Source organism: Bacillus cereus group sp. N21, assembly GCF_016483395.1.
In the GTDB taxonomy this organism is placed as follows: Bacteria; Bacillota; Bacilli; order Bacillales; family Bacillaceae_G; genus Bacillus_A; species Bacillus_A pseudomycoides.
The window spans coordinates 1-8,738 of the sequence record NZ_JAEHBX010000119.1; the positions used below are offsets into that span (position 1 = coordinate 1).

Consider the following 8,738-nt stretch of genomic DNA (forward strand, 5'->3'; position numbering starts at 1 on the left):
AGGTATAAATCTACTGCTTTTTTCTTAAATTCTATATCGTAAGTTACTCTAATTTTACCCATAGAAAAAATCCCCTCTATAGTAAACAGATTAATGTGTTTTCTTTTTACTGTCTACTATAAGGGGATCATATCAAATTAGAGTTGTCTTTTATTTTTTCTCGATATACATAATACTGTTCTGGTGCAAAAACTCCAAGATTCCTACAACTGGGGGCAAAGTAGCATTTCTCCTATCAGAAATGCTACTTTGCTTCTTCATATTCTTTTATTATTTTATAAAACGTGTTTTTCCTTAGCTCTAACATTTCCATAAACATAACAGCTGTTATTTCTCCATTCTTCCACTTTGAATAAGTTTCTTCTATTATATGTATTTGTTGTTTGCTTAGCGTCGAAAGGTTTACCTGAGGACGGCCTAAGTGTTTTCCTTGAGATTTTGCTACTGCAATCCCTTCCGCTTGTCGCTGATGAATCTTTTTACTCTCTTGATCTGCAACATAGGAAAGCAAAGATAAAAATTGATCTTCCATCAACCGACCCATGTCACCCATTTCACGGAACTTACGGCTATTGAATAAAGTTTCATTTTCTAATACAACAATATCAGCTTGTAATTCTCTTGTTATGTATTTTCACTCTGAAATTACTTCATCATAATTACGACCCATACGATCTAAAGCATCTATGTAAACAATATCACCTGTACTTAATATTTTTCGTAATAATTGGTACTGAGGACGATCAAAGTGTCGTCCACTTGCTTTGTCGACAAAAATACGCCGAGCTTCCACTCCTCGTTCCATCATCTTATGTAATTGACGTTGTTCATTTTGATCTTTTGTACTTACACGTATATATCCATAAATATTTGCCACGTTTGATATGCTCCTTACATTTGTTACCACAATTATACCATTTTTGTTTATAAAGGTGTTCATAAAAAATAAACGTTTATAAATATTTTCAACCACCTTTATAAACTTGATGTTTCAATGTTTCATAGATGTTCTTTAACCGCTTGTAAAGGTATACTTTTATAGACACGCAAAGGCCTCTCCGTATTTTTTAATACTTAGTAATAAAAGCATCCCAAAAGGTGTACCTTTTGATACTGCACAAACAAATTAGTAATAAATTTCTCAATATGGATATTGTCACTATTTTTATCTATAATATTCAAAATTGACAGTTAATGTAATATGATAAAAAAGTGATGGTTATCACCCTTTTTCTTTCTCCTTATGCCATAGATAAGACCAAATCTGGTCTTATCTTTTTTATTTATGGGGTCTTGCTACACATCCATTAACTTAAAAGAATTTTTGTTATGGGGTACTTGTTGTCATTGGCTTGATGGCGGTGTGGTGCTATCCCAATACATGCCGTAATAAGAAAATGTGATATTTCGTTGACCTTACTCATATATGTAATATTACATATAAAAATATATTGATATAAATATAAGTGCTTACTATAATAAGAGCATAAAGATAAATCATGTCTTAGCAACAACAAAAGAGGAGGAAATAATATGGCAATCACAATGGCAGTTTTAAAATTTTTAGGTGGATTAATTCCAGCCGTACAAGAGCTTTTAAAAGCATTTATGTAAGTTCATTATTCCGCAATTGCAATTATATGTAAAAAAACATTATACAAATGATCTGTATATCAAGAATGAGTTGATGTGCAGATCATTTGTGTGAGTAAACTTTAAACAAGAAAAAGAATCCCAGAAATCATAAGGGGTTCTTTTTCTTTATGTAATTACGGCATTAACATTTTTTCTACAGATAATGAGGGATTATGTAAACCTTCCACGCATACGGTATGCAATAGGATTAGAAGCTTGTTTGACAGCATATAATTAAGCTAAAGGGGGTGTCCTAATGACCATCATAAAAAATAAGAGGTATCTTACTGGTTGCATTTTAGGAATAATTGGTTCAATAATGGGATTCTATATTTGGCAAGATTATATACCCGTACTTGGAGAAGACAAGCCTGAATGGATAAGGATATTAAGGTTAGAGCATGTAATCTTTCTATTTATCCCAAGTTGTATTGCTTTAGTCTCCTCACTATATAACAAATCAGATTTAATGTTTTTGACATTACTTATTAGTTTACCTACAACAAAGTATCTTGGTGTTAAACCTCTTATTTTCCCAGATACCTTTCCATTGGTTTATTATCCATCACTCTGTTATTTGGTCGCCGCTTTCTTGATGATAAAAATTAATAAAAAGTCCTCTTAAAAACAACTTCCTCTTGTTGCTTTAAAATAAAGTTTGATCAAATTGATACTAATAACCTTGATAAACGTTCATAGAAAAGAGCGTGTTTTGAAAAAAAGATTGTTCAAAACACGCTCTTAATATTTTCAGTTGGTTCATTCTTTTATAAAAAAGTTTGATCATTTCCTATCTATGTTGCTTCACAATCGCGCCCGATTGTTGAACTTTCAAAACTTAAAACGGTAACCGGTTAGCTACCAAGTATCACCAAGAAGGTGGAGGCCATTCTCCAGTTAATTGCCGAATCAGTGCTACCTGTCCGGTATGATAACTGTTGTGTGCCATAAGAGTGGCTAAAAGGTCACCACGAGTCCTTTCCAATCCCGCGTCTTTCATTCCTTTAAATCTTTTTTTGCTTCGTTTTCAGCTTCCTTTAGCCCCTTACTGAATAGAAAAAGAGTGTCACTCCACTCGGTTTTATATGACGGAGCTGTTTCATCGGGCCATGAGTCTTCGTCACGTTCTGGATGATTGGGCACCCTACCTTTAAGGTAGGCAAGATAGAAATCTTGCCAGAAAATCATATGGTTTAGAATCTGCCACACTGAATATGGACAGTTTTCGGGTTTTTCCCCAGCCATCTCCCACCGTAAACCCTCAAACACCTCCAAGGGGTCAACATGAGCATTTTCCCCATGTAACCCGTTTTCAAAGAAATAAGATGACATAAGCATTCCCTCACTTTTACAAAATTGAACAAACTTTTTTCACTCAACAAAATGACCAATTCTTTCGACCTTCCCACTGTTTCTCAGGCCTCTTGTGCTTTTTTGTACTTTTGCCAGGCGGCGAAACAGAAAAGTGGAAATTTTCTGTACTTTCCTTTATTATAACAAATATTCAAGAATCTGGACCGATTGCGGAAGTTACTTTTTTTAGGAGGAATTGTTTAACCCCTTAAGCTCATCGAAATCTACCAGTCTACAAACCCAAATTCTTAATATAATTTCCAATCACACCTCATGAACTGACCTAGGATCTCCAATCAGCTAGTTTTCTTTACCTACTTGGTGAAAGCTACTCTCCAACTGTAATTTTTCAGTATGAACGAACATATTCGCTGCTGGCATTTGTACTTGATTCTCATGGAATATAGACATTAGTTCAAATCTTACTTGCCTGGAAGTTTCAAAATACTCCTCAGGTTTAACCAAACCTACAATACAAAATTCGTACCCAACATATTTAAGATTTGGATTTAAGTCTGTAACACCAATATAGTGAAATGATTCAACAGCCTCGTCCTCTATTCTATATAGGCTTTGATCCAATTTTTCATTGCAGATAACACATACTTTTTCTAACAATTCCTTTATTCTTGTAGGATCTTCCTGATAACTTACCGTAACCCGTTCAATAACCCGCATCCAGCCCTTATTAAAATTTTGTATCGTTCTAATCTCTCCATGTGGGATGGTAAGGAGTTTTCCCGACCATTCACGAATTTGCATAAAGCGAATACTGATTTCCTCAATGGTCCCTGAACTTGTTCCGTTAAAAGTAACAAAATCACCGACACGAAACTCTTTGTCCGTTAATCTTGCGAAACCTAATATAACATCTTTTAGCATCTGTTGTGCAGCAAAACCGACGACAACTCCGGCAATCCCTGCACCTGCAAGAATACCTTTTATATCTACAAATTGACTAATTAGATAAAAAACAAGACTGATTAAAATTCCATACCTAAAAATTGATCGAATTACACTTTGAATCGTCTGTTCTACTTCTTCATCAAAAAAACTTGACTTCCTAAAGAACCAATCAATAATACGGTTTATGACAAAGGAAAAAGTCATGAGGACCAAAGCAAATAGTGTAAATCTTAAAAGTAAAAACTCCCTTACATAATTAAAAAATTCCTCAGTAACAGTTAATAAATTCATCCATCCACTTCCTATGTATTATGATTTTTATTCCCAGTTCATCTTCAGCAATATGACCCTTTAACGGAACAATTTATTTTCACTCAACAGTTCCTTAATCGATCTTTTGATTCCAGATGTTCTTTTCCTTTTTACTATAAATATACCCCTTTAGATAATCTAAAGGGGTATAACGGTGCAATTTTTTTATAAACGGTATAACTTTTTAAAGTTATCAATACCTAAAACGCAAAAAGTCATAAAAAATAAAGGGTGATACATATTATACATGACTAATATGTATCACCCTTGTAATTTTTGTTCAACAATCGCGCCCTTTTATGGAAGAATATACGTTTGTATTTTCATGAACCCTTTTCCCATACCATTAAAAATTCTTCCTCGTCGGTCTGTTCATCTAATGATTCTTCTTTTACTACAAAGCCATTTCCTAAATAAAATTTAACGGCATTGTTATTTTTCTTGTACACTTTTAATTTTATATTATTCCCTTGTCTTTTTATGAAATTTAACAATTCTTTTCCGTAACCTTCACCTTGGTGCTTAACATCAATAAATAATGCAGCCAAATAATTATCTACCATTGATACGAAGCCCACAATATCTTCCTCATTGCTTATAACATAGGTTTCAGACATTGGGAGATACTTTTCTTTCATCTCCGTTCGCTGTGATTTCCAATAATCCTTATCAATAAAGTCATGTGCTATTACAGAACCTTCGTACCATATTTCTAGTAATTTATTAACTTCTGTTTTCTTGTTTAATCTTATATTCAAGTTATCGCCCCTTTAAACTATAGCACGTATAAATCATTCAAAGAAAGGTTAATTCACATCGCTTTGCTCCATTAAATGGCCCATTTGCTGAACAATTAGGACTCTTCGACTATGCTTCGGTAGTGAGGAAGAGGAGGGAGAACAACGTTCTCCTTTATAACTTTTTGTAAACATCTGCATAAGCTACTTTCAACCGTTCTCTAAGTTGCTTGTTTTCTTCCTCCAATTTTTTATTCTTCCTTTTTAGAGAGGCGATAAGGGCATCCTTATTGCTTTCGTTCATTTCTCGTTTTACTTGTTTGGGTGTAGGTACTTGTGATTGCTGTTCTCGTAATGTTTCGATTCTCAAACGGAAGTCCTTGTTGTTATAAAGTGTTGCTTTTGATACATTAGCTTCACTGGATATACTGTTAAAGTTTATTTTTTCATTAGCCTTTATAAGCCTTTTAATGGCTTCATCTACCTTCTGATAGGTGTTAGCCTTACGGTTGGCATGAATCGCTTTCAAATGTGCAGAACGGTTATATTCGGCCATTTTTAACACCTAACTTTCGTTTCATTCGATCTTGTCTACCAAAGATAACATTTCCTTCTTGGAGAGTATTTAAAATGTTCTGGTAACGTTGTAGATTCTTTGCGTTTTTCTCCGCAATATCTTCTCGGTTCCGTTGTTTTGCTAATTCAATTGCTTTTGTAGTTGTTTTTATGTGAAGTTCATACTTTTGTTTATCTAACTCTGAAAAACCTACTGCTAAGTCTTTACATGGGGTTTGATTATCACCACAAGTTAGACAAGGTGGCGCTTCCATATGAGGACAATTTCCATTCAAACGAGCGTGACACGTTCCATAAGGGTTGTCCATCGCATTCAGCTTGTGATCTTGCCATAAGGCATCTAATATGTCTGTTTGTATATCTTCTCCTGCTTTAATTTCTTGTATCTCACCATTTAAGTCAAAACTAAAAACTCCTTGCTTTATCACTGATTCAAACACTTTTCTTTTCGTATCATCTAATAGTTTGGCATATCTTAATGTCATTTCGGGGGATGCGTGAGCCAATAACTCTTGTACCGTAAGAATATCCGCACCACCATTTAACATTTTTACACCGTAGGTGTGTCGGAATTGGTGAGTTTTGAAATGAAATAAGTTCCCATTTTCATCGGTAATGTTCTTTTGCTTTGCTAATATATTTAGTTGATCTTGAAAAAAACTTTGACTAAATGGTTTCCCTTTTCGTTGGCCACGATATCGAACAAATATATACCCTTCGGGGTTGTTGTCCTGGTTGCTCAATTCTTTGGATATATCAATCAGAACGGCAACTATATCTGCTAACTAATCATCAATCGGAATCCGATGCCCTTTTACGTATGTCTTTTCAATATCAGTTTCAATATAATACTGACCATTGAGTTTGACTAAACAATCAGAAGTTAATCCAAGTACATCGGATATTCTAAGTCCTGTTTTAAACGCTATCCAAACAACAGGTTGAGAGTCTTTATGCAAGTCATTGATATGAGTAAATAATTGCTCTAATACATAGTCAGGAATATAGTCAACTTGATCAATAGATTTTTTACGGATTTTCGGTTTATCATCGGGAAAAATCAATCGTTGTACAGGAGTTTCGGGAGCCATCTCATATTCGTACCTTTGAATATCTTCAAGGTACTTTTGTAGTTTTGTTAGTGAGAGACTTACATACTGTTCAGGTTGAGAGTTACGTTTCTTCAAATTATTTTTAGCGTACTCATGTAAATATTCAATATATTTTACAATGTGTGTACGATTTAAAGCCTTTAAATCCGTCCATGTTGGCTCTAAAGAAAATACAAATGTGAAAAACATAGGGAGAAAAGTTAGATAATTTTGTGCTGTACACCATGAAAACTTATTTTTACTAAGCAATCGTTGTTTTATATATTTTTTTATTTGCTCACGAATATCTTTATCAAACTTTGAAAAATCAAGGTAATATTGACTTTTACTTTTATTGTATTCCACACCATACTTATCATGTAAAACACGAACATCCCATTTGTCTTTTTCAAACTCTTCTCGGTTGTCCGTGTATTGAAATAACATATTATAAATTCTTCTTAAAATACCTGCTACTGGTGTTTTTTCAACCAAATCTTTTTGAATTATCTTTTGTCTAAGCTGATGAGTAGTGACTCCATTCTCATTCAACCAAAACAAATACTCTCGTTCTACTTTATCAATATCCAACTCCAACAAGGATGTTAGCTCAGAATATTTTTTGTTTAAAAACTCGGCCATTTTGTTTAATGGAAATTGATAAGCGTTAAAAACACTACTAATTGTCCATAAATCGTTAAAGAGTTGTTGATAATAAACATATTTAACTTCCAAGTTGATTGTAGGGTTGGTGAATCGGAAATAAATATTTTTATTGGCATAGTTATAATTTGATACTAATTCCTCAAACTGTTTGATTTCACCGATAAAATGGATATTCCACTTGTCATTCACTAAGAAATAAGGATTGTTTACTTGTACAACTGTAACTGAACCACCTTTATGTATTGCTTTTTCAGGAAAGGCGGATAATACATTTTTTAAGTCTTCGTGAAATCCTTGTTCTATCACATGAATTTTTTTCGTTTCTTTCATCAAGTAACTCCTTTTCATTCCTTTTTCGATAAATCAAATCCAGACTGTGCTTTTTTCCAATCCTCACGGATTTCTTCTTCTGAAGGATGAAGGTATAAGTTCATTGTTGTTTGAATTTGTGCATGTCCTAATCGTTCTTGTACCTGCTTAATATCTTTGGTTTTCTGATAGAATATAGTGGCGTGTGTATGGCGAAATAGATGGGGGTGTAGGTTTATCCTTGTTTTCTTCTTCAAACGCTTAAAAAGGGATTCTACGTTCCAATATTCCATTGGTTTTCCTACATCTTTTCCCCTTAGTTTTACAAAAACAAAGTTTGTATCTAAGTCTAAATCGTCAATTACTTCATACAAGTAGTCATCATATAAATCCATTAAGGATTGTGACACATAAATTTCTCGTTCTCCTGTTTTTAACATCGCACCGTTTTCTAATTCCCCTCGTTCTACTAAACGAATCCGATGCCCTTTTTGATGGTCATAAAAAAAATCCTCCATGAAAAGAGCGAGAGCTTCTCCAATACGCAATCCCGTTTCAAATAACAATTGAATTAAGAACTTATCTCGTATATTAGTGGTTGCTTGTAATACTTGTTGTACTTGTTCTTTTGTGAGTATTTCTACTCTTTTGCGTGGTTCTTTTAATTTCAGTATGTTTCTGATTGATGGCTTGTCCTTATTAACATGATGTAAAAAACTTTTGTAACGTGAGTGTCCTCCTGTAAATACTTGCTTCATTAACTTTTCTATCATGTCATTTTGTACTTCTTCATTTCGGTAGAGGTAGTCATAGAAGTTTGCTATAACCGTAATTGTAAGGTTAATTGTCTTTTCCGTTCGCTTTGCTTTCTCTTGTTGAAGGGGAGTGACTTTTAAACTCTCATAAAGACTTCTTAACCAACCCACAAACTCTATTAAATCTTCTAACCTAATATACTTATAATCTTTTTTAGTTTTTTCTAAGTAAGTAAAAAAATGTTTTAAGGAATAACAATATGTTTTTTGAGTATTAGGGCTTTTTCCTGTCTTATCTAAATACTTTATATATTTCATAACGGTTCTGGTGCAAAAACCATTTGATAGAGATATAGAACCTACATGGCCTATTCAATGACAGATTATGATGCAATTCC

Annotated in this window: 6 protein-coding genes and 2 pseudogenes; 1 reads left to right on the forward strand and 7 read right to left on the reverse strand. The window is 33.6% G+C overall.

Features of this window, described 5'->3' with window-relative positions:
* Nucleotides 1-244: 244 nt before the first annotated feature.
* A pseudogene (locus JDS96_RS28990) lies at nt 245-877 on the reverse strand (recombinase family protein).
* Nucleotides 878-1,891: 1,014 nt separating this feature from the next.
* Between JDS96_RS28990 and JDS96_RS28995 the strand changes: the two are divergent.
* Nucleotides 1,892-2,260 (forward strand): hypothetical protein, encoded by a 369-nt coding sequence (locus JDS96_RS28995; RefSeq protein ID WP_199668890.1) that lies wholly within the window; start codon nt 1,892-1,894, stop codon nt 2,258-2,260.
* Between the two features lie 371 nt (nt 2,261-2,631).
* On the opposite strand, the gene JDS96_RS29005 is transcribed toward JDS96_RS28995, so the two are convergent.
* From JDS96_RS29005 to JDS96_RS29030, 6 genes and pseudogenes are all read right to left on the reverse strand, one after another.
* Complete coding sequence (locus tag JDS96_RS29005; protein ID WP_199668892.1) at nt 2,632-2,967, reverse strand: DinB family protein; 336 nt, start codon at nt 2,965-2,967, stop codon at nt 2,632-2,634.
* 321 nt (nt 2,968-3,288) lie between these two features.
* Nucleotides 3,289-4,185, reverse strand: a complete 897-nt coding sequence (locus tag JDS96_RS29010; RefSeq protein ID WP_199668893.1) for a mechanosensitive ion channel family protein — start codon at nt 4,183-4,185, stop codon at nt 3,289-3,291.
* Nucleotides 4,186-4,529: 344 nt separating this feature from the next.
* Nucleotides 4,530-4,964 carry an N-acetyltransferase gene (locus JDS96_RS29015; protein WP_199668894.1) on the reverse strand — a complete coding sequence of 145 codons (435 nt, stop codon included), beginning with the start codon at nt 4,962-4,964 and terminating at the stop codon, nt 4,530-4,532.
* A 154-nt stretch (nt 4,965-5,118) separates the two neighbouring features.
* Nucleotides 5,119-5,499, reverse strand: a complete 381-nt coding sequence (locus JDS96_RS29020) for a DUF6262 family protein (RefSeq protein WP_199668895.1) — start codon at nt 5,497-5,499, stop codon at nt 5,119-5,121.
* Nucleotides 5,486-7,606, reverse strand: a pseudogene (locus JDS96_RS29025) (tyrosine-type recombinase/integrase). Before JDS96_RS29025 ends, JDS96_RS29020 begins: the two are co-directional and overlap by 14 nt.
* Nucleotides 7,607-7,620: 14 nt before the next feature.
* On the reverse strand, nt 7,621-8,658 hold the full coding sequence (locus tag JDS96_RS29030; RefSeq protein WP_199668896.1) for a tyrosine-type recombinase/integrase: 1,038 nt from the start codon (nt 8,656-8,658) through the stop codon (nt 7,621-7,623).
* Nucleotides 8,659-8,738 lie beyond the last annotated feature (80 nt).